Source organism: Aeromonas mytilicola subsp. aquatica, assembly GCF_044336385.1.
In the GTDB taxonomy this organism is placed as follows: Bacteria; Pseudomonadota; Gammaproteobacteria; order Enterobacterales; family Aeromonadaceae; genus Aeromonas; species Aeromonas rivipollensis.
This window is the reverse complement of sequence record NZ_CP172298.1, coordinates 1,699,938-1,719,734: the sequence shown is the minus strand read 5'-3', so window position 1 is coordinate 1,719,734 and position 19,797 is coordinate 1,699,938. Positions and strand designations below refer to the sequence as shown.

Sequence of the window (19,797 nt, the reverse complement as noted above, 5' to 3'; positions counted from 1 at the left end):
GGAAGACATGGCAAGCCCTGCCCTGCGCAACCGCGAACGCAAACTGGCCGCCCTGCAAGGGGCGGCCAATCCCCAATTCGACCAGGCCCGTGCCAACGCCTACGAGCTCCAGCTGATGCAGCTGACCGAACACCGCCGCACCCTCAAGGGCATCCAGAGCATCGAGCGCAAGATCGACGCCAAGCGCACCATGCTGCCGGTCTACAAGCCGTGGATTGATGGCCTGCTGGCCGCTGATCGCGGTGGCCAGGATGACGTCCTCGTCACCATCATGCTCTGGACCCTCGACACCGGCGATCTGGAAGGGGCCTTCAACATGGCCGACTACGTGATCCGCCACGGCCTCAGCACCCCCGATCGCTACGAGCGCACCGCCGCCACCCTGATCGCCGAAGAGGTCGCCGACACCGGCATCAAGCTGCAAGAGGCAGGCGCGGGCCCCAGTTATGGCCTGCTGTGCGCTTACCTCGAGCTGCTGACCCACTGCGACATCTTCGACCAGGTACGCGCCAAGCTGCACAAGGCCGTGGGCCGCGCCGCACTGGCCGAAGGGTTCAAGGAAGAGGCCGCCCAGCACTACCGCCGCGCCCTCGAATTGCACGACAAGGTGGGCATCAAGAAAGAGCTCGAAGTGCTCGAGCGTGAACTGAAAAAAGAAAAGCAGCCCGACGCCACTGGCGGCGGCAGCTAACCGAGCGAACCCCGCACCCTGGGCGGCTCGGGTCTGACGAATGCGTTGCGCATACCAGACGGCCCGACCACCGCCCAACAAGCGGAATAGGAGCACCATGAGTAACGGATTCATTGCCAATGCCCCCACGTCGCCAGCCGAAGGGGAGATAGCTTCCAGCCCCTTCTGGCCGGCGATCTCGCTGCCTGACCTGCGTGAAACCGTCCGGCTCGATGGCACCGTCACCACGGCCCGCCTCAAGCATGCCGTGATCGACGCCATCACCAGCGTCAACCGGGATCTGGCTGACTGGCGCCGCGCCCGTGAGGCAGAAGGGGTCGCTACCCTGGCCGCCGTATCGGGCGAGGTCATCAATGGCGAATCGGCGCACCTGCACAGCTATCGGCGCGCCGTCTATGCCATGACCCGCGCCAACCTGCTGGAGCGATATACCGACTACAGCGCCACCGGTGATGGCGTCAAAGGGGCCGATGCCAAAATCATCAGCTCTGACGACCTCTACCGCGACGCCCGCTTTGCCATTCGCGACATCCTCGGCACCACCCACAACACGGTGGAGCTCATCTGATGGAGCTGCGCAGCCAACAGGGTGACACCCTCGATCTCATCCTGTTCCGGCACTACGGCTACACCGCAGGCATCACCGAGCAGGTGCTCGCACTCAACCCCGGTTTGGCCGCGCTCGGCCCCATCCTCCCGACCGGAACCCTCATCACAATGCCAGCGGCCCCCACCCAGGCCGAGCAGCCGCTGATCCAGCTATGGGACTGACCATGAGCCGCCTCGACGACGAACTCGAACGACTGGCCGACATCAGCGAGCAGCAACTCGCTGCCCGCATCCACGCCGCCCGCATCAGTGGCACCGGCCCGCACTACTGCATCGACTGCGAAAACACCATCCCGCAGGCGCGCCGTGAAGCGATCCGGGGCTGCGAACGCTGCGCCGAGTGCCAGACCATCCACGAATTTCAAACCGCTCGCCACTACGGCAGTAAACGATAGGAGAGCACGATGCCAGAACCCATTTCAGCCAGTACCGCCAATGGCGTAGCGCTCGCCCTTGCGCTGGCCTCCACCGCGCCTTGGCTCGATCCCATCATCCTGCTTGGCTCATTCGCCGGTGCACTGCTCTTTGGGCTCACCAGCGAAGAGAAGATTGCCGGACGAGTCATCCTTCTGTTTATCACCTCGTTCATCTGCGGGCTGCTCGCCGCAGATTTCACCGTCCAGATGCTGACCAAGCTGCTGCCGGTAGGTATCGAGATCAACAAGGGGGTCGGTGCCATCGTGGCCGCAGCCCTGGCGGTGAAGATACTGAAAGTTGCGATGAACGCGATCCCCGGCCAGCTCGAAACCCTGTTCAGTCGCATTGGCAAAGGGGGCAACGATGACCCCCACTAACCCCACCTACGCCATGATCTACACCGCGATCTATGCCCTGATGTGCACCGCCATCTGCCTGCGTGTCATGTTCTTTGACAGCCGGGATGGACGCTATCAGGCGCTTCCTGCCTGGCTGTCTTGGGTGATCTGTGTCGCCACGGCATCGGTGCCGATCCGCTTCTTGTTCGGCACCATCCTCGTCCCCGACCTCGCCTCCGTCATCATCACCGCCTTCCTGCTGTGCGCGGTGTGGAGTGACGGCGGCTCTATCTACCACCTGCTGCGCAGCAAAAAGCACTACCGCACAACCGAGAGGAGGCAACCATGAGCCTGAAAAAAGGGGATACCGGCGCCGCCGTCGCCGATTTGCAGCGTCGCCTGACCAAAGCCGGTTATCCGCTCGATCCGGATGGCTGGTTTGGCGATGCCACAGAGCGCGCCCTGCTCGCCTTTCAGCGGGACTACATGATCACCGCCATCGGTCAGGCTGGCCCCCGCACCCTGGCCGCCCTGCTCGGCAGCGAGCGGGGCAACCAGTTGCGCATCGGCGACATGCAGGCTGGCGCTGACCTGCTGGGCCTGCCGCTGGCCACCATGGCCACCGTCGCCCAGGTCGAGAGCATCGGCGAGGGGTTCACCACTGACATGCGCCCCGTGGTGTTGTTTGAGCGGCACGTATTCTACAAGCAGCTCACCCAGCACTTGGGCAAGGCCACCGCCGACCAGATGGCCGCCCGTTACCCCAACCTGGTCAACCCCAAGCGCGGTGGTTACGCGGGCGGGGCGGCCGAGTGGGAGCGGCTGCAACTCGCCATCAGCCTGCACCGGGAGGCCGCCATCGAGTCGGCAAGTTGGGGGATGTTCCAGATCATGGGCTTTCACTGGCAGGCGCTGGGCTTTGCCTCGGCCAGCGGCTGGCAGGCCGCCATGCAGCGCAGCGAAGTCGACCACCTCACCGCCCTGTGCCACTTCATCCAGCAAGACCAGGCCATGCACAAGGCGCTGCAGGGCCGTAAATGGGCCGACTTCGCCCGCCGCTACAACGGCCCGGCGTTTAAGGACAATGACTACGATACCAAGCTGGCCAAGGCATACAGCCACTTTGCCAAGGTCTACCCGGTGAAGGAGGTGGCGGATGTGGCGTAGCCTGCTGCGCTCCCTCCTCACCTGGTTGCTGCTGGCGCTGGCCATCGCCCTGGCCGGCTGGGGCTGGTCGGCCCGCTCCGCCGCCAAGGCTGAGGGCAAAGTCGATACCCTGCAAAGCGACCTCAAGGCGGCCAACGACAAGGCCGTCGAGGCCGAGCGGCGGGAGAAGACCAAAGACGGGGTCATCGATACCCTCACCGGCGAGCTGGACGCCCAGGCAACCGCCGCCGCCACGCTGCAACGCCAGCTTGGCGATCTGACCATCACGGCCGCCACCCGGGCCGACACCATCAAGAGGCTCAAACGTGAAAATGCTGAACTCAAGGAGTGGGCTGATCGCCCTCTGCCTGATCCTGTTGTCAGGCTGCTCCAGCGCCCCGCCATCACCGGCGCCGCAGACTATCAGGCTTTCCTGTCAAGGCCTGACCCCTTGCCGGCTGCCACCGGCCGGCCCGGTCAATAACGGCGACCTCATGGATCAGCTGACCCAGACCGAGGCCGCCTGGGCCACCTGCGCCGCCCAGGTCGACAGCTTAATCGCCTGCCAGCAACGGCACCAGAACGGGAGGGAATATGGAAAAGCCAAAACAGATCCGTGAGGTACTGACCCGCTGTGTGCCCCACCTCAAGACCAACCCGGACAAGCTGCACATCTTCATCGCCCCGGGCAACGTCGAAAGCACTGGTGCCCGCTCCCTCTCGTTCGAGTGGCAATACCCCCTCACCATCGGCATCGAGGACTTTGCCGGCCACCCGGATCAGGTCATGGTGCCGCTGCTGGCCTGGCTGCGCCAACACCAGCCCGAGCTGATGACCAACGACGAGCAGCGCAAGGAGGGCATCACCTTCGAGGCGGAATACCTCGCCAATGACCTGATGGACCTCATCATCACCGTCAAGCTGACCGAGCGGGTCAGGGTCTGGCAGAACGAACAGGGAATTGGTTGGGAGCACCTGCCGGAGCCACCGGAAGACCCCTATGACGGCATCACCTGGGAACTCTTCATCAACGGGGAGCCTCAGCCATGGCCGCCGACGACCTGAACCGCCTGACCCATTGGGCCGATGGCCTGCTTGCCAGCATGGAACCCGCCGCCCGCCGTCAGTTGGCGGGCGAGATGGCCCGCACCTTGCGCGCCAGCCAGGCCCAGCGGATCCGCGCCAACCGCCAGCCCGATGGCAGCCCCATGGCCCCGCGCAAGCCACAGCCCAAACTGAAGAAGGGCCGGGGGCGCCTTCGCCGCAAGATGTTCTTCAAGATAAGCAACCCCACCTGGCTCAAGGCCCGCGCCAGTGAACAGCAGGCCGTGGTCGAGTTTGTCGGCACCGCCAACCGGCTCGCCACCATCCACCAATACGGCCTCAAAGACCGCATCAAGGGCCGCGAGATCCACTATCCGGCGCGGGAGCTGCTGGGCATCACTACTCAGGAGGTGAAGCAGTTGGAGGAACTGTTGCTGATCCATTTCACAAATTAGCGTGTTGCCGAACGAAGACGCAGCTCATACCATCTTCCTGAGACATACACTTGAGAGGTTAAAATGAATCAGAGCACCGAGTTGAGAAATAGGATCCAGCTTCGAAAAACCAAACTCTCGTCACATGAAACGCCCCCATCAAAAGGCGAAAAGAATAAATTTTTAGAGGGCATTTTTTTTGCCATTCTTCCGCTAGCCATCATTGCGACTCTTTATATTTTTGGTATGGGCCGACATAATGGCTATCTTGCTTCGTTTGGTGTTGATAGTAATCAATTCCCACAACTCCACGAAGAATCATTACTGATTGGCTCAATGGGGTTAGCTGTTTCATTATTTAAAGCACTATTATTATCCGTGCCTGCTTTTTTTATATTCATTTGCGGCCTATCCATTTGCAATCTTACATATAAGTCGTTGAAATCACTCAAAGAACGCGCCAAGAAGCTCAGTAAAGCAGTAGATGAGAGAATAGGGGGAACTTGGTTGTTCAAAACAGTCACATCAAGATGCCCTGACGAAGATGAGTCAAAACCATTTAGTGAACTAACAGACATAGCATTCAATACATATATTAAATTCATCATGACAATGGGACTCTGCATACTATTCATTGGCTTGATTTACTATGTGTCTGATGATGGGTCCAGTCTTGCCAAGAAACAAAAGGATGAATTAATAAATGGAGAGTATGTTAAAGCATTAGAGATTACATCTTCAAAATACCCTAATGGAATAAAAGCAATAGAAGTCTCCTGCAATTCAATAAAATGTGCATTTTGGGCGCCGGAGGAGGGGACCTTCTATTTACGTCATGAACAGATAGAAAGCAGCTCAGTGCCTGCCATGAAGATACGCACAACTACGAAAGAACAAACATCCAGTAAACAATGATTTGCCCATCCAGTGGGCTGGATAAGGGCCCTGCTGAGCGCCGGTATACCAACCTTATCCAGCTCACCGCCTAGTGTTTGCCCTCGCCCGAAACAGACATCCCCTGCCCTGACCGAAATCGCTACCCTGCAGCTGGTGTTGTGTGCGGTCGGGCGGGTTTGTGTCGATTGGTGGTTGATTGGTTGCGGTTGGTTGCGCGATACTGCGCAGGCAACGGCAAAATCCGTTGCCGGGATTGAGACCCCGTAGCATTCCAAGCGCACAACACGCGCCATGCGTGTTTTTTTGTGCGGCCCAGTAGTACCCGCAATTTCAGTTATGACGGGCTGGGCAGGGCAGCCTCACGGCTGGCCGGTTTCCTTGGATGCCCGGTAGTCTCAACCCTGTTCAGCTCGTCACCAGTCGAGATTGAGACCTCATTGGTGGCGATTAACCAGCATCGCATCCGAGGAGTCACACCATGGGCAACATCACCAGCCTTACCCCTGCCGAGATTATCAGCCTGCACCAAGGCCAACCTGTCACCACCTCCCTGAAAGTGGCCGAAGTGTTTGGCAAGCAGCACAAAGACGTATTGCGCAAGATCGCCACCCTCGACTGTTCCAATAATTTCAACGAGCGCAATTTTGCGCTCGTTACCTATCAGGACGGGAAAGGCGAGGCTCGACCAGCGTATGAGATGACCAAAGACGGCTTTATCTTTGTGGTGATGGGCTTCACCGGTGCCAAGGCAGCAGCGACCAAAGAGGCCTATATCAACGCCTTCAACTGGATGGCCGAACAACTTGCCGCCCAGTGCCCGCAACCAGCGATCAACCTGACCGATGACGAACTCTGCACCCTCACCTGGTGCTGGCGCGCTGCCGACCGGATGATGGAGGCCGCCCGCAGCATCTACCCCCTGCTCGAGGTCGCCGAACACCGCGACGCCGGCCGCTACTACTCCATCATCCACGAGTACCCTTACACCCTGAACCAGGCCCGCAAGATCCTGGCCGACCGCACCCGGCATATCCAACCCAACACCCACGGCGACAGCGACTGGCCCAAGCTGATCCCCCACCTGCGCCGCGAACCCAAAGCGATTGGTTGGTAATGTGATCGGTCACGCATCGCGGTGCGTGACCATTTATTTAACGACAGGTATTATTACACTATTCATTTATTCAATAGGCTTTCTAAAATGCCAGCACAATGGATTGATGTAGTTGATTCCGCAGTTAAAATTGGCTTGGGCGCTCTTATCAGTGGCATTGCTACATATAAAGTCTCTGCCCTGAACCATAGTAAGGATGTACACAAAAGCATCGTCAATAAAAAGATAAGCATGCTCGAGGAAATCTCTGTGCATGCTGAAGAGTATTTTTATTTTTGCACTATGCTATCCAATAATGTCCGTGGCGCACAACATACGGCTAAAAACGTAGGAGAACCACTAACCAAAGCACAATTAGACCGATTCCAAAGCACTCAGAAAGAACTCAGAGACGTTCTCTCATCAAGGAATAAAGCTGCATCAAAAATAAAAATCCTCTCAATCCTGGCAGCCGAAGAAGCATTGATCGTGCACAATGAAGCACTTAGTGAATTTAGGCGAATTGTTTTCTTTGATAGAAAAATGCCCACATTTGAAGAGTGCGAAAAATATAAATCACAACGAAAAAAACAAGTAGACATATTTTACAAAGCTATTGGGGACTACATGAAATCAATTATTTCATGAGGGCTCAGTTCATAAGCTAGACATTAAAATAACTCCACCACGCCAGATAAATATAATCATCCCGCCATTGTGTAAAGCTGCTGCACACTAGCTCCTCATCGCCTTCCCGGCCATTGCCCAAAACAATGGCCCCATGCAACCGACCCCGACTGAACTCCAACGCCTGATCGACAACCTGATCCGAATCGGCACCGTCACCGCCGTGCGATCAGGGGAATGTCGCGTCAAGACCGGCGACCTCATCACCAACTGGCGGCCCTACGCAACTGCGCGGGCCGGGAAGAATCGTACCCGCCATCGCCTCTCCATCGGCGAGCAAGTGCTGTTGCTGTCGGTCAGCGGCGATCTGCGCAATGCCTACATCGTCGGCCCCATCAATTGCGCAGCCTTCCCAGAACCCTTGGCAGACGATGACAACCCGGATCTCGACCGCACCGAATACAGCGATGGCGCCGTCATCGAATATAACCCGGCCACCGGCGCGCTCAACGCCAGCAGCATCAAGAGCGCCACCCTCTCGGCCTCCGTCACCGTCAAACTCATTACCCCCCTGGTGGAATGCACCCAGGCGCTCAAGGTCGGTTCGACCATCGAGGCGGGCGGCAAGATAACCGCCCCCACCGCCAAGATTGGCGGCATCGAGGTGACCACCCACAAGCACGGCAACGTCAGCACCGGCAGCGGCACCTCCGGGGGCCCGCAATGAACTGGCTCGGCATGAACGCTGCGAGCGGGCGCGCCATCAGCGCCACCGACCACATTATCCAGTCGGTGCGCGACATCCTGATCACCCCGGTGGGTTCCCGGGTCATGCGCCGCGACTACGGCAGCGAGCTTTTTTACCTCATCGACCAGCCCCAGCATCAGGCCACCCGCCTGCGCCTGATGGCCGCCACCGTGCAGGCCCTTATCAACTGGGAACCCCGCATCACCATCACCCGGGTCGATGTGCTGGGCGGCGGCATGGATGGCGCCCTCACCGTCGAATTCACCTGGCAGCGCAAGGACGGCGGCGCGCCGGAGTCTGCTTCTATCGCCATTCCCACAGGAGCCGCCAATTGAGCAATGTGGATTTGACCCAGCTCCCGCCCCCCTCGGTGGTGGATCCCCTCGACTTTGAGACCATCCTGGCCGAGCGCAAGGCCACCCTGGTGAGCTACTACCCGGCAGACCAGCAAGCCGCCATCGCCGCCACGCTGGAGCTCGAATCCGAGCCGCTCAACAAGCTGCTGCAAGAGAACGCCTATCGGGAGGTGGTACTGCGGGCCCGCATCAACGATGCCGCCAAGCAAACGCTGCTCGCCTTTGCCAGCGGTACCACCCTCGACCACGTGGTTGGTGAATACAACATCGCCCGCCTGCTGGTCACCCCGGGGGATCCGGCGGCCAATCCGCCTGTCGAGCCTGTCTATGAGTCGGATGACCGTCTGCGCCTGCGCGGCCAGATGGCCTTTGAGGGGCGGACCACCGCCGGGCCGGTCAATGCTTACAAGTTTCACGCCCTGTCGGCCAGTGCCGAGGTGGCGGATGTGGCCGTCGACAGCCCCTCGCCGGGTACCGTGCGGGTGACCCTGCTCTCCCCTGCCGGCCAACCCAGTGCCGACACCCTCAATCGGGTCAGCCAGGCGCTCTCGGCCGATGATGTGCGCCCCCTGTGCGATCTGGTGGCCGTCGAGCCCGCCCAGATCAAGCCCTATGCCGTCGATGCCACCCTCAACGCCACCGGCCTTGGCAAAGAGCAGGCCATTGCAGCGGCCACCGCTGCCATGAACCAGACCGCTGCCGCTTATTACCGGGTCGGGGCCACTGTCCCGCTCTCGGCCATCTATGCCGCCCTGCACCAGCCGGGGATAGACAGCGTCACCCTGCGCGCACCGCTGGCAGATGTCACCTGCACGGCGCAGCAGGCCGCCAAACTCACCACCCTCCACCTCGATTAAGGACCAGACCATGGCAAACGCCCTCTATGACAAAGGCCGCGAGAAGTTTCTCACCGGCGCCATCAACGCCAGTGCCGACACCCTCAAGTGCGCGCTGATCAAAGACACCTACGCCCCTACCCTGGGCAGCGACGAGTTTTTCAGCACGCTCTCGTCCCACGTAGTCGGCACCCCTCAGACCCTGACCAGCAAGACAGTCACCGGCGGGGTGCTGGACGCCGCCGACGTCACCTTCAGCGCCGTGCCCACGGCGGCGGTGAAGTATTGCGCCATCTACAAAGACACCGGCAGCGCCGCGACCAGCCCGCTGATCGCCCTGTTCGACACGGCGGCGGGCCTGCCGGTCAGCACCAACGGCGGCGACATCATCATCGCCTGGGACCCCGGCGCCAATAAGATCTTCAAACTCTGATGGCAACCCTCTATCCCGTCTGGCGCGGGTCACTGACCGATCACGACGGCACCCTGTCATTCGACGGGGCGGCGATCTACCGGGGCACCCTGCCGGGTGACGATGACCCCGCGCCGGTCGCCATTGCCGGGGTCAGTATCGGCCTGTCAACGGGCGGGATAGCAGCAGGGCAAATCGGCAGCATGGCGGCATTACAGCGCGCCAGACCCGCCGGGATCAGTCAGTTCGCAGCAGGCACGGGCAAGCTGACCCACCGCACCGCGCCCAGCGCCATCGAGGTTGGCGCCAATGGCGCCCCGGACACCACAGCCCGCACCAGCGTGGGGAGCATGGGGGATCTGCTCGCCATGGGAGCCCCCGAGATGTCCACCCAGATCACCTTGGTGGGGTTCAGTGCGGGCGCACTGGGAGTGGCCACGGTCAGGGCCCGACTCGGGGCAGGCGGCGTGCAGCCTGATGCCATCGAGGCACCGACCATTGGGCAGCGCCTCGCTCCTGCCGGCTTCGATCTTGGCGCCCTGGGCAGCCACCGGGCACGAGTGCGCCAGATTGTCGGCGCCCTGTCTGACGGCCAGAGCGGCGCCCACCGGCTCAATGCCCGGCTGGCGCAGGCCGCGACCCCCTTCACTGGCGCAGTGGGGAGCCCCGTCGCCAAGTACGCGCGGATCCTCTATCCGCTGGCCCCGGCGGTACCGCTCCCCGGTCTGCCCGCCATCACCGCCGCACTGGTCCCGGCCCCGCTGCTGCCTTCGGCACTCTCGCCGGTTGCCAGCACCACCCGCCTGACCACACGGGGCTTTGATGGCTGCACCTTCGGCGCGGCCAAGGTGCATCGCCTGCCCCTGCCATTGCCGACCACCCGGGATCTGCTGCCGCCCTCTGCCACCCGGCTGGAGCACCTCGCTGCTGCCACCCTGGCCAGCACAGTGACGCCGGTGGTGATCACCACCACCCGCTTTGCTGACACCTGCCCGGCCCCGCTGTTGCCCTGGCTCGCCTGGGCCAGGTCGGTGGATTGGTGGGAGCTGGCCGAGTCAGAAGACCAGCAGCGAGCCCTCATCAGCGCCTCGTTCCGCCTGCATCAGCGCAAAGGCACCCCCTGGGCCATCAAGGAGGCGCTGGCCGTGCTGGGGTTTGGCGACAGCACCATCATCGAACGCGCCACGGGCCGCCGCTATGACGGCACCCTCGCTTACAACGGCAACGAACCCCACGGGGATCCGTCCCAGTGGGCCGTCTATCGCGTCATCCTCGCCCGCCCGGTCACCACCGTGCAGGCGAACCGCATCCGGCGCCTGCTGGCAGAGATGGCCCCGGCCCGCTGCCATCTGGCGGCCCTCGATTACACCCAGGCGCCCATCACCTACAACGGCGCCGCAACCTACAACGGCAACTACAACCACGGAGCCTCCTGATATGGCGAATTTACAAGAGGTGGTGAGCTGGGACGCAGGCGTCTATCAGCTCGAAACCAGCGACCCGGTGCTCGGCGGCCCGGGGGGTACCTCCAACAAGCAGGCCCAGGCGCTGGCGAACCGCACCGCCTACCTGAAAAAGCACATGGATGACCTGGAAGGTGGCACCACCGCTGCGGGCAAGGCCAACAAGCTCACCACGGCGCGTACCATCACCGTGGCCGGGGATGTGACCGGCCAGGCCTCGTTCGATGGCAGCGGCAACATCTCCATCACCGCCACCTATAAAAACTCGGGGGTGGTGGCAGGGACCTATCGCTCCGTCACCGTCGATGCCAAGGGCAACGTCACTGCCGGCAGCAACCCCACCACCCTGTCGGGATATGGCATCACCGATGCCGTGCCCAGCAGCCAGAAGGGGGCCGCCAACGGGGTCGCCACCCTGGACAGTGGCGGCAAGGTGCCCGTCGCCCAGATCCCGGCCACCGCCATCACCGACACCTTTGTCGTCGGCACCCAGGCCGCCATGCTGGCCCTGACCGCTGAAACCGGCGATGTCGCGGTGCGCACCGACCTGAACAAGAGCTTCATCCTGCGGGTGGCGGGCGCCTCGACCCTGGCCAACTGGCAAGAGCTGCTCACCCCCACCGACTCGGTGCAGTCGGTCGATGGTATGACCGGGGCAGTTGTTCTCCCCTCAGCTACCGAAGGGGGCAAGGGTAAGGCACAGATCGCCACCCAGGCCGAGGTAGACGCGGGGATCGATGACAGCAAGTTTGTGACGGCCAAAAAGTTGATGGCCGCGCTGAACAAAGACATCGCGGCGAATGGCTATCCGGCGGGCGCCCCGATCCCGTGGCCGCTTGAAACACCACCTGACGGCTATCTGATGATGACAGGTCAGTCGTTCAGTGCGACGACTTACCCCAAGCTGGCGCTCGCATACCCGGCGCTGGTACTGCCGGATATGCGGGCGGAGTTTATTCGGGGTTGGGATGCGGGACGCGGCATTGATCAGGGGCGCGCCATGTTGAGTAAACAACTGGCAACAGGGGTCGAGTCATACGGGATAAATGAAACTTCCGGGGCGTTTAGATTGGTAACACGGCCTATCTCAACTATCTCCGCTGGGGGCACCAACTACGCCACTGCCGACTATGACTCACAAGACTCCATCGCAGCCACAGGGGCTTATCCTATGGCGAACATGAGCAGTTTTGGCTCTACGCAGGGGGCTCGCTTCCGGGTTCGTCCAAGAAACATCGCGTTCAACTACATCGTGAGGGCAGCATAATGAACGAACCGCTCGTCGTATGGGGAGAAGATGGGTTTGCTTCATCTTCCGGTTGGGCCGCGGTATTTGCCGCCAATCCGATTACTGGTGAATACCTGTCGCAGCAGCAAGTCTGGGTATCCGTGGGAACGGGTCTCCCTGCTGGTGCCTATCTGGATGAACCTGCTGAAGCAGAACCAGGGAAAGCCATTGTTCGTAGCCAGTCAGGCTGGACGTCCGTCGATGATTATCGCGGTCAGACGGCTTACGACAAGCACACACGCCAATCTGTCGTTATCAAGGAGCTCGGAGAACTGCCGCTGGCCCTCACGCTCACCCCTCCGTCATCCCCATTCGACGTGTGGGATGTGGACCTGCTGCGTTGGGTGAAAGACCTGGAGCAGGAAGATGCTGTGCTGGCACAGCAAGCGCAGCAGCAACGTCAGGCCTTGATGAGCGAAGCCAGTCAGGAGATCGCCGTGCTCACCGACGCACTGGATCCCGATGTCATCAGCGAACCGTCAGCCGATGACCAGGTGAAACTCATCGCCTGGAAGGCTTACCGCGTCGCTCTTTCCAAGGTCGACCAGCAGGCGGGCTATCCCCATACCATCACCTGGCCACCGAGCCCGGGCGATCCCGCCACCGAATAACCCTTGAGTCCGACCACCACCCCGCCCTGTGCGGGGTGCTTCGTGACTGCCGTCGTCCGTCACCTTGTCACCGTCTCGCCAGTGTGTACGGCCCTCACACACTGGCCGCCGCTCGCCTGTCATCCCCTGCCCCTGCATCCTGACCCTGCTCGCATCACATGCATTACCTACGCACAGAATGCTCCGTCCGGACAACAGGAGAACCTATGGCACTGGACCAATTTCACCACGGCGTGCGCGTCGTGGAAGTCAACGAGGGCACGCGCACCATCCGCACCGTCGCCACGGCGGTGATCGGCATCATCTGCACCGGCAGCGATGCGGATGCCGCTTACTTCCCCCTCAACAAACCCGTGCTGATTGCCAACCTGCCGGCGGCCATCGCCAAGGCGGGCAGCACCGGCAACCTCAAGCGCTCGCTGCAAACCATCTATGGCACCGTCAACACCATCGTCATCGCCGTGCGCGTGGCCGATGGCGCCGACGCGGCAGAGCTGACCAGCAACATCATCGGCACCATACTGCCGGATGGCAGCTATACCGGCCTCAAGGCGCTGGAGCGGGCCGCCCCGGCCACCGGCGTCAAGCCCCGCATCCTCTGCGTGCCGGACAACTGCACCCTGCCCATCGCCACCGCCCTGGCGGGTGCGGCCAAGAAGCTGCGCGCCTTCGCCTATGTGCCGACCATTGCCGACACCGTCGAGGCGGCGCTCGCCTACCGCGAGAATTTCTCCAGCCGCGAGCTGATGCCAATCCACGGCGACTGGACAGCCTGGGACACCACCGCCAATGCCAGTATCAAACTGGATGCCTGCCTCAAGGCGGCCGCCATGCGGGCATTCATCGACAAGGAAATCGGCTGGCACAAGACCCTGTCGAACGTCGGCGTGACCGGGGTCGACGGCATGACCAAGGCCCTGTTCTGGGATCTGCAAGACCCCGACACCGAAGTCGGCCTGCTCAACGCCAACGAGATCACCGCCCTCATCCGGGCGGACGGCTTCCGCTACTGGGGCAACCGGACCTGTTCCGATGATCCCCTGTTCCAGTTCGAGAACTACACCCGCACCGCCCAGATCCTGGCCGACACCATGGCCGAGGCGCACATGTGGGCCAACGACAAGCCGCTCACCCCCACCCTGGTGAAAGACATCATCGAGGGCATCAAGGCCAAGGGTCGCGAACTGGTGGCGGGCGGTTACCTGCTCGGCTTTGACTGCTGGTACAACGAGGAACTCAACGACAAAGACACCCTCAAGGCCGGCAAGCTGCGCATCGATTACAACTACACCCCGGTGCCGCCGCTCGAAGACCTCGGCTTCATCCAGCGCATCACCGACACCTACCTCATCGACTTCGGCGCCCGCGTCGCGGCCGCAGCATAAGGAGCCACCATGGCACTGCCACGCAAACTCAAACGACTGAACGTCTTTCTCAACGGTGAGAGCTGGGTGGGTGAAGCGGAAGATTTCACCCCGGCCAAACTCTCCCGCAAGTTCGAGCCCTATCGCGGCGGCGGCATGGGCGGCGCCGTCAATATCGACATGGGGCTCGATGACAGCGCACTCGATGTCTCGTTCACTTTCGGTGGCTACGGCGAACCCCTGCTGCGTTGTATGGGTGAGCCCAAGGCCGATGGCACCAGCATGCGCTTTGCAGGTTCACTCCAGCGTGACGACACCGGAGAAGTGGTTGCCGTCGAGATCGTCTGTCGTGGCCGCTTAAAAGAACTCGACCGCGGCACCCTCAAGGCGGGCGACAACACCCAGGCCAAGGTCGGCATGGTCAACACCTACTACAAAGAGACCATCAACGGCCAGGTGATGCACGAGATTGACCTGCTCAACATGATCGAGATCGGCCCCGATGGCGTCGACCGTATGGCCGAACACCGCAAAGCCATCGGCCTCTAACCCACCCCACAACCCAACGGGCGGCACACTGCCGCCCTCACCACATCAACAACAGGAACAAGCACCATGGAACAGAAAGAAATCACCCTGGACACCCCGATCCAGCGCGGCGAGAACACTCTCAATAGCCTGACCATCCGCAGCCCCAAAAAGGCAGGCCATCTGCGCGGGCTCAACACCATGGACATCGTCCAGATGAACGTGGATACCCTCATCAAACTGCTGCCCCGCATCACTGACCTGACCGAAAAAGAGGTGAACGACATGGACCCGGCTGACCTGCTCAAAGCCGGGGTCGTGGTGGTCGGTTTTTTGATGGGCTCGCAGCAGGAGGCCTACCTCACTGCATAGATGACCTGATGGCAGAGATCGCCATCATCGCCCACTGGCCGCCGTCCGAGATGGCGGCCATGGACATCAGCGAGCTGATGGGCTGGCACCAACGCCTCGTTGAGATTCACAACCGCATCAACGGGGCAGAAGAACAATGAACCCTCTCAAACTTCAAATCCTGATCGGGGCGGTCGACAAACTGACCGCCCCCCTCAAAGCAGTCAGCGGCCAGAGCCGCATCACCGCCAAAGACCTGGTCGACACGAAAAAACGCATCAAGGAGCTGGAAACCCAGAGCGGCCAGATTGACGGCTATCGCACCCTCGGCCAGCAGATTGGTGCCACCCGTGCCCAACTCACAGCAGCCCAGCGCGATGCCCAGCAGATGGCCCAGCAGTTTGCCAAGGTCGAGCAACCGACCAAGGCCATGACCCGCGCCATGGAGCAGGCCAAGCAGAAAGTGCGCGACCTCTCCCAACAAGAGCGGGAAATGGTCGCCCGTCACGGCAGCCTGAAACGGGCCATGGGCGAGGCAGGCATCAACACCAAGCAGCTCGGCGAACACCAGCGCCGCCTCAAGACCGATCTGGCTTCCGCCAATACCCAGCTCGACCAGCAGCGCGCCAAGCTGGGGCAACTGGCCGACCAGCAAAAGCGCCTCAACCAGGTTAAGGCGAACTATGACAAGACCATGTCCATGCGCGGCACCATGGCGGGCTATGGCGCCGCAGGCATGGCAACCGGTGCCGCGGCTATCTACAAGGGCACCAACATCGCCAGCAAGGCCATGGGCTTTGATGTCGATATGTCCAAGGTGCAGGCAATCACCCGGCTGGACAAAGGCAGCAGCGAACTGGCTGCTCTGCGGGCTCAGGCGCGGGAGCTCGGCGCCAATACCGCCTTCACGGCGGGCGAAGCGGCGCAGGGCCAGGGCTTCCTCGCCATGGCTGGCTTTACCCCCAAGGCGATCCGTGACGCCATGCCTGGGGTGCTCGACATCGCCAAGGCGGGCGGTGTCGAGATTGCCGCCGCAGCGGATATCGGATCCAACATCCTGACCGGCTTCAAGCTGCCAGCAAACCAGATGAACCGGCTCGGGGATGTAATGGTCGGCACCTTTACCCGTGCCAACGTCGACTTGCAGATGCTGGGTGAAACCATGAAGTACGTGGGCCCGGTGGCGGCCGGCCTCGGCGTCGATCTTGAAACCGCCTCCGCCATGGCGGGCAAGCTGGGGGATGCTGGCATCCAGGGCAGCATGGGCGGTACCGCCATGCGGGCCATTCTCGGCCGCCTGGCGGCGCCTCCCAAGGCCGCACACGACGCGCTGGCCGCCCTAAACGTGAAGACCGCCGATGCGGCGGGTAACCTGCGCGCCCTGCCCGATATTCTGGATGAGCTCTACAAGAAGACCAGCAAGATGGGGGATACCACCCGCTCGGGCTACTTCAAGGCCATCGCCGGTGAGGAAGCCTTCGCCGCCCTGGCCGTACTGACCGAACAGGCGGGATCCGGCAAGCTGCAGGAGCTCATCGCCACCTTGAAGCAAACCCAGGGGGAAGCCGGCAAGGTCGCCAAGGTCATGGCAGATAACGCCATTGGTGACCTGGATAACCTCACCTCCGCGTGGGACGACGTAGGCATCCAGATGATGGAGACCGAGAACGGTCCGATGCGCGGGATCATCCAGCGCGTCACCGAGATTATCCAGGTCACAGGAGACTGGATGCGGGCCAACCCTGAGTTGACCTCCACCCTGACACGTATCGCGGCGGTCACCGCCGTGGCCGCTGCCGCCGGCGGTTCACTGCTGTTGGTCGTGGCTGGCCTGCTGGGGCCGCTGGCGGCTATCAAGATGGGGATGTCGATGCTGCTGGTCTATGGGAGCCCCCTGCTGACCTTCATCAAGGCGCTGACCATGGGCATGGTCAGACTCGGCATTGCCATGCTCACCAACCCCATAGGCTGGTTCATCATGGGTATTGTGGCCATCGCCGCCGGGGCCTACCTGCTCTACAAAAACTGGGACGGCGTCGCCGCATGGTTCAGCGGATTGTGGGCGCAGTGCCAAGCCCCTGCGTTCGCCTTCTGGGAGCTCCTGAAAGAGCTCTTCTCATGGACGCCTATCGGCCTGCTCATCATGCACTGGGGCGAGATTTGGGCCTTCTTCGATACCCTGCCAGCCGGGGCGGCCAACAAGGGCAAGGCCATCATCGACGGCCTGATTGGTGGCATCACTGCGAAGTGGGAGAGCCTGAAAGCCAAGATAAAGGCCCTCACCGACCTGCTGCCGGACTGGATGAAAGGGGGTGGTTCGGTCACGGCCAACGTCAACCCGTCAGGCTACCTCACCGGAAACTACAACACCCCGGCCATGGCCGGGGGATCCGGTTACGGCCCGCGCATCGTGACGCCGCCGCGCCCGGTCGCCAGAGGCAACACCACCACCCAGATTAGCGCACCGATCCACATCGTCCAGCAACCCGGGCAATCCGGCGCGGATGTGGCGCAAGAGGTTCGCCGCGAACTGGACAGACGCGAACGGCAGGCCGCTGCCAATGGCCGCGCCTCCCTGACCGACCGCAATTAAGGAGCAACCACCATGATGATGACCCTGGGCTGGTTCGTGTTTATGCGCTCGACCGTGGCCCCCCTCTCACAACAAGACGAACGTGCATGGCGCCATCCGGGCAATAACCGGATTGGTGCTCGCCCGGCTTACCAGTTCGTCGGCCCGGATGACGAAACCAGCACCCTGAGCGGGGTGCTGCTGCCCGAGGTGACTGGCGGCCCCGTCTCCCTAGACATGCTCAACCAGATGGGCGACAGCGGCCAGGCCTTCCCGCTTATCCAGGGCGATGGCGTCATGCGTGGGTCATTCGTGATAGAGGGTATCAGCACCACCCGCAGCGAGTTTTTCAGCGATGGCACCGCCCGCAAAATCGAGTTCACCATCAAGCTCAAGCGGGTAGATGACAACGAAAGATCCCTTGGCCAGACCCTGCTGGGACGCACCGCGGGCAACCTCTTCGGTCGCCTGGGCCTAGGCAAGCTGGTCGGCAGCATCGGCAACAAGCTCGGGGGGCTTCTCTGATGGGGGAATTCGACCAGTTCGGTACGCGATTGGCCGAGAATTTGGGGCTAACCAATCCGCTCGACGCCTTGCGCCAAGGCCACCCGGTACCGGCTTACCAGGTGCTGGTCGATGGCAAAGACATTTCAGCTACCATCCGTCCGCGCCTGATGTCGATGACCATCACCGACAACCGGGGTTTCACCGCCGACACCATCGAGATCACCCTCGATGACAGCGATGGCCAGCTCGATATGCCACGCCGTGGGGCCACCCTGCACGCCCTTATCGGCTGGCAAGGCCAGGCCCTAGTCGACAAGGGCACCTACAAAATCGACGAGGTAGAACACAACGGAGCCCCCGATGTGCTCACCATCCGAGGCAAAGCGGCCGACCTGCGCGGCGGCATGAACAAGCTGCGCGAGCGCAGTTGGCACCAGACCACTGTTAACGGCATCGTCGAACAAGTCGCGGCACCCTACCAGCTCACCCCCTGCGTAGGTGACTCACTCAAGGGCCTGCTGATCGACCACATCGACCAGACCAACGAGAGCGATCTCGCCTTCCTCACCCGCCTGGCTGGTCAGTGCGATGGCATCGCCACCGTCAAGAATGGCCGCCTGCTGTTTATCAAAGCAGGCCAGGGAACCACCGCCAGCGGTCAGCCTCTGCCGGCCATCACCATCACCCGTCGGGATGGCGATCAACACCGCTTCTCGGTTGCCGACCGGGATGCCTACACCGGCGTGACCGCCTACTGGCAAGACAACAAGGAGGCGGAAAAGAAGAAAGTCGAGGTGAAGCGCAAGAAGAAGAGCAAGCCGAAGCAGGAACGGCCCTTGCCTCCGGGTGTCATGGTCAACAAGCAAGAGAACGAACTGCTGGTCGGTAGCAGCGAGAACGTCAAAGAGTTGCGACATGTCTATGCCAGCCAGGCAAATGCCATGCGGGCCGCCCGGGCAGAATGGGAGAAGCTGCAACGCGGCGTGGCCGACTTCCAGATCACCCTGGCGATGGGGCGCCCCGAACTCTACCCAGAGCAACCCACCACGGTCAGAGGGTTCAAGCCCCAGATTGACGAGGCCGACTGGCTGCTCACCCAGGTGGTGCACGATCTCACCAATCAGGGCTACACCAACCGCATCCAACTCGAAGTGAAGCTGGAAGAGCTACCGGAATAAATCTGTGTGGATCAAATGTGGACACTGAGATGAAAACAAAAAGGCCACTATCGCTAGTGGCCTTCATAAGTCTTTGATTTTAATGGTGCCCGAGGCCGGAATCGAACCGGCACGACGCGAACGTCGAGGGATTTTAAATCCCTTGTGTCTACCGATTTCACCACTCGGGCACCGCAATCGGTATCAAGTCCGCGCCGCGGGCTTGTCAATATGGAGGCACGTTCCGGAGTCGAACCGGACTAAACGGATTTGCAATCCGCTGCATAACCGCTTTGCTAACGCGCCAT

Annotated in this window: 28 protein-coding genes and 2 tRNA genes; 28 read left to right on the top strand and 2 right to left on the bottom strand. The window is 61.5% G+C overall.

What is annotated here, in order from left to right; all coding sequences use genetic code 11:
* The first annotated feature begins 7 nt into the window (after positions 1-7).
* The 28 genes from gpM (at position 8) to ACFWHB_RS07935 (ending at position 19,510) form a co-directional block, all read left to right on the top strand.
* Entirely contained in the window at positions 8-691 is a 684-nt protein-coding gene (gene gpM, locus ACFWHB_RS08070; protein ID WP_395949889.1) for a phage terminase small subunit, read from the top strand.
* A 97-nt stretch (positions 692-788) separates the two neighbouring features.
* Positions 789-1,259, top strand: a complete 471-nt coding sequence (locus tag ACFWHB_RS08065; protein WP_395949888.1) for a head completion/stabilization protein — start codon at positions 789-791, stop codon at positions 1,257-1,259.
* On the top strand, positions 1,259-1,462 hold the full coding sequence (locus tag ACFWHB_RS08060; protein ID WP_025327452.1) for a tail protein X: 204 nt from the start codon (positions 1,259-1,261) through the stop codon (positions 1,460-1,462). Before ACFWHB_RS08065 ends, ACFWHB_RS08060 begins: the two co-directional genes overlap by 1 nt.
* A gap of 2 nt (positions 1,463-1,464) precedes the next feature.
* Entirely contained in the window at positions 1,465-1,695 is a 231-nt protein-coding gene (locus ACFWHB_RS08055; protein WP_193758501.1) for a TraR/DksA C4-type zinc finger protein, read from the top strand.
* Between the two features lie 9 nt (positions 1,696-1,704).
* The gene (locus ACFWHB_RS08050; protein WP_395949887.1) at positions 1,705-2,094 is read left to right on the top strand and encodes a putative holin; all 390 of its coding nucleotides are present in this window, start codon (positions 1,705-1,707) and stop codon (positions 2,092-2,094) included.
* The gene (locus ACFWHB_RS08045) at positions 2,081-2,404 is read left to right on the top strand and encodes a phage holin family protein (RefSeq protein WP_395949886.1); all 324 of its coding nucleotides are present in this window, start codon (positions 2,081-2,083) and stop codon (positions 2,402-2,404) included. Before ACFWHB_RS08050 ends, ACFWHB_RS08045 begins: the two co-directional genes overlap by 14 nt.
* Positions 2,401-3,222, top strand: coding sequence for an N-acetylmuramidase domain-containing protein (locus tag ACFWHB_RS08040; protein ID WP_395949885.1), 822 nt, complete (start codon positions 2,401-2,403; stop codon positions 3,220-3,222). Before ACFWHB_RS08045 ends, ACFWHB_RS08040 begins: the two co-directional genes overlap by 4 nt.
* Positions 3,212-3,685, top strand: coding sequence for an Rz-like lysis system protein LysB (lysB, locus tag ACFWHB_RS08035; protein ID WP_395949884.1), 474 nt, complete (start codon positions 3,212-3,214; stop codon positions 3,683-3,685). The genes ACFWHB_RS08040 and lysB overlap by 11 nt, the downstream gene beginning before the upstream one ends.
* Entirely contained in the window at positions 3,579-3,821 is a 243-nt protein-coding gene (lysC, locus tag ACFWHB_RS08030) for an Rz1-like lysis system protein LysC (RefSeq protein ID WP_395949883.1), read from the top strand. The genes lysB and lysC overlap by 107 nt, the downstream gene beginning before the upstream one ends.
* Positions 3,796-4,266, top strand: a complete 471-nt coding sequence (locus ACFWHB_RS08025; protein WP_268030434.1) for a phage tail protein — start codon at positions 3,796-3,798, stop codon at positions 4,264-4,266. The genes lysC and ACFWHB_RS08025 overlap by 26 nt, the downstream gene beginning before the upstream one ends.
* Complete coding sequence (locus ACFWHB_RS08020; protein WP_395949882.1) at positions 4,248-4,700, top strand: phage virion morphogenesis protein; 453 nt, start codon at positions 4,248-4,250, stop codon at positions 4,698-4,700. Before ACFWHB_RS08025 ends, ACFWHB_RS08020 begins: the two co-directional genes overlap by 19 nt.
* 63 nt (positions 4,701-4,763) lie before the next feature.
* Complete coding sequence (locus tag ACFWHB_RS08015; RefSeq protein WP_395949881.1) at positions 4,764-5,594, top strand: hypothetical protein; 831 nt, start codon at positions 4,764-4,766, stop codon at positions 5,592-5,594.
* 460 nt (positions 5,595-6,054) lie between these two features.
* Positions 6,055-6,690: a Rha family transcriptional regulator gene (locus ACFWHB_RS08010; protein WP_395949880.1), complete on the top strand. Its 636-nt coding sequence runs from the start codon at positions 6,055-6,057 to the stop codon at positions 6,688-6,690.
* Between the two features lie 87 nt (positions 6,691-6,777).
* Positions 6,778-7,317: a hypothetical protein gene (locus ACFWHB_RS08005; protein WP_395949879.1), complete on the top strand. Its 540-nt coding sequence runs from the start codon at positions 6,778-6,780 to the stop codon at positions 7,315-7,317.
* A 133-nt stretch (positions 7,318-7,450) separates the two neighbouring features.
* Complete coding sequence (locus tag ACFWHB_RS08000; protein ID WP_395949878.1) at positions 7,451-8,023, top strand: phage baseplate assembly protein V; 573 nt, start codon at positions 7,451-7,453, stop codon at positions 8,021-8,023.
* Positions 8,020-8,379: a GPW/gp25 family protein gene (locus ACFWHB_RS07995; protein ID WP_395949876.1), complete on the top strand. Its 360-nt coding sequence runs from the start codon at positions 8,020-8,022 to the stop codon at positions 8,377-8,379. The genes ACFWHB_RS08000 and ACFWHB_RS07995 overlap by 4 nt, the downstream gene beginning before the upstream one ends.
* A 5-nt stretch (positions 8,380-8,384) precedes the next feature.
* On the top strand, positions 8,385-9,257 hold the full coding sequence (locus ACFWHB_RS07990; RefSeq protein ID WP_395950186.1) for a baseplate assembly protein: 873 nt from the start codon (positions 8,385-8,387) through the stop codon (positions 9,255-9,257).
* Between the two features lie 10 nt (positions 9,258-9,267).
* Positions 9,268-9,669, top strand: a complete 402-nt coding sequence (locus ACFWHB_RS07985) for a hypothetical protein (RefSeq protein WP_171280088.1) — start codon at positions 9,268-9,270, stop codon at positions 9,667-9,669.
* A complete protein-coding gene (locus ACFWHB_RS07980) occupies positions 9,669-11,084 on the top strand; it encodes a phage tail protein I (RefSeq protein ID WP_395949875.1) in 1,416 nt (471 codons plus the stop codon). Before ACFWHB_RS07985 ends, ACFWHB_RS07980 begins: the two co-directional genes overlap by 1 nt.
* A 1-nt stretch (position 11,085) precedes the next feature.
* Positions 11,086-12,378 carry a phage tail protein gene (locus ACFWHB_RS07975; protein ID WP_395949874.1) on the top strand — a complete coding sequence of 431 codons (1,293 nt, stop codon included), beginning with the start codon at positions 11,086-11,088 and terminating at the stop codon, positions 12,376-12,378.
* Complete coding sequence (locus ACFWHB_RS07970) at positions 12,378-13,010, top strand: tail fiber assembly protein (RefSeq protein WP_395949873.1); 633 nt, start codon at positions 12,378-12,380, stop codon at positions 13,008-13,010. The genes ACFWHB_RS07975 and ACFWHB_RS07970 overlap by 1 nt, the downstream gene beginning before the upstream one ends.
* A gap of 212 nt (positions 13,011-13,222) precedes the next feature.
* Entirely contained in the window at positions 13,223-14,395 is a 1,173-nt protein-coding gene (locus ACFWHB_RS07965) for a phage tail sheath protein (protein ID WP_395950185.1), read from the top strand.
* Positions 14,396-14,404: 9 nt separating this feature from the next.
* Positions 14,405-14,923 carry a phage major tail tube protein gene (locus tag ACFWHB_RS07960; protein WP_395949872.1) on the top strand — a complete coding sequence of 173 codons (519 nt, stop codon included), beginning with the start codon at positions 14,405-14,407 and terminating at the stop codon, positions 14,921-14,923.
* Positions 14,924-14,989: 66 nt separating this feature from the next.
* The gene (locus ACFWHB_RS07955) at positions 14,990-15,274 is read left to right on the top strand and encodes a phage tail assembly protein (protein WP_182787807.1); all 285 of its coding nucleotides are present in this window, start codon (positions 14,990-14,992) and stop codon (positions 15,272-15,274) included.
* 8 nt (positions 15,275-15,282) lie between these two features.
* The gene (locus ACFWHB_RS07950; RefSeq protein ID WP_025327470.1) at positions 15,283-15,414 is read left to right on the top strand and encodes a GpE family phage tail protein; all 132 of its coding nucleotides are present in this window, start codon (positions 15,283-15,285) and stop codon (positions 15,412-15,414) included.
* Entirely contained in the window at positions 15,411-17,846 is a 2,436-nt protein-coding gene (locus ACFWHB_RS07945) for a phage tail tape measure protein (protein WP_395949871.1), read from the top strand. The genes ACFWHB_RS07950 and ACFWHB_RS07945 overlap by 4 nt, the downstream gene beginning before the upstream one ends.
* 12 nt (positions 17,847-17,858) lie before the next feature.
* The gene (locus ACFWHB_RS07940) at positions 17,859-18,350 is read left to right on the top strand and encodes a phage tail protein (protein WP_395949870.1); all 492 of its coding nucleotides are present in this window, start codon (positions 17,859-17,861) and stop codon (positions 18,348-18,350) included.
* Positions 18,350-19,510 carry a phage late control D family protein gene (locus tag ACFWHB_RS07935; RefSeq protein WP_395949869.1) on the top strand — a complete coding sequence of 387 codons (1,161 nt, stop codon included), beginning with the start codon at positions 18,350-18,352 and terminating at the stop codon, positions 19,508-19,510. Before ACFWHB_RS07940 ends, ACFWHB_RS07935 begins: the two co-directional genes overlap by 1 nt.
* Before the next feature lie 83 nt (positions 19,511-19,593).
* Here ACFWHB_RS07935 and ACFWHB_RS07930 read toward each other — a convergent pair.
* Positions 19,594-19,680, bottom strand: a tRNA-Leu gene (locus tag ACFWHB_RS07930).
* Positions 19,681-19,721: 41 nt separating this feature from the next.
* A tRNA-Cys gene (locus ACFWHB_RS07925) sits at positions 19,722-19,795 on the bottom strand.
* Between the last annotated feature and the right edge of the window lie 2 nt (positions 19,796-19,797).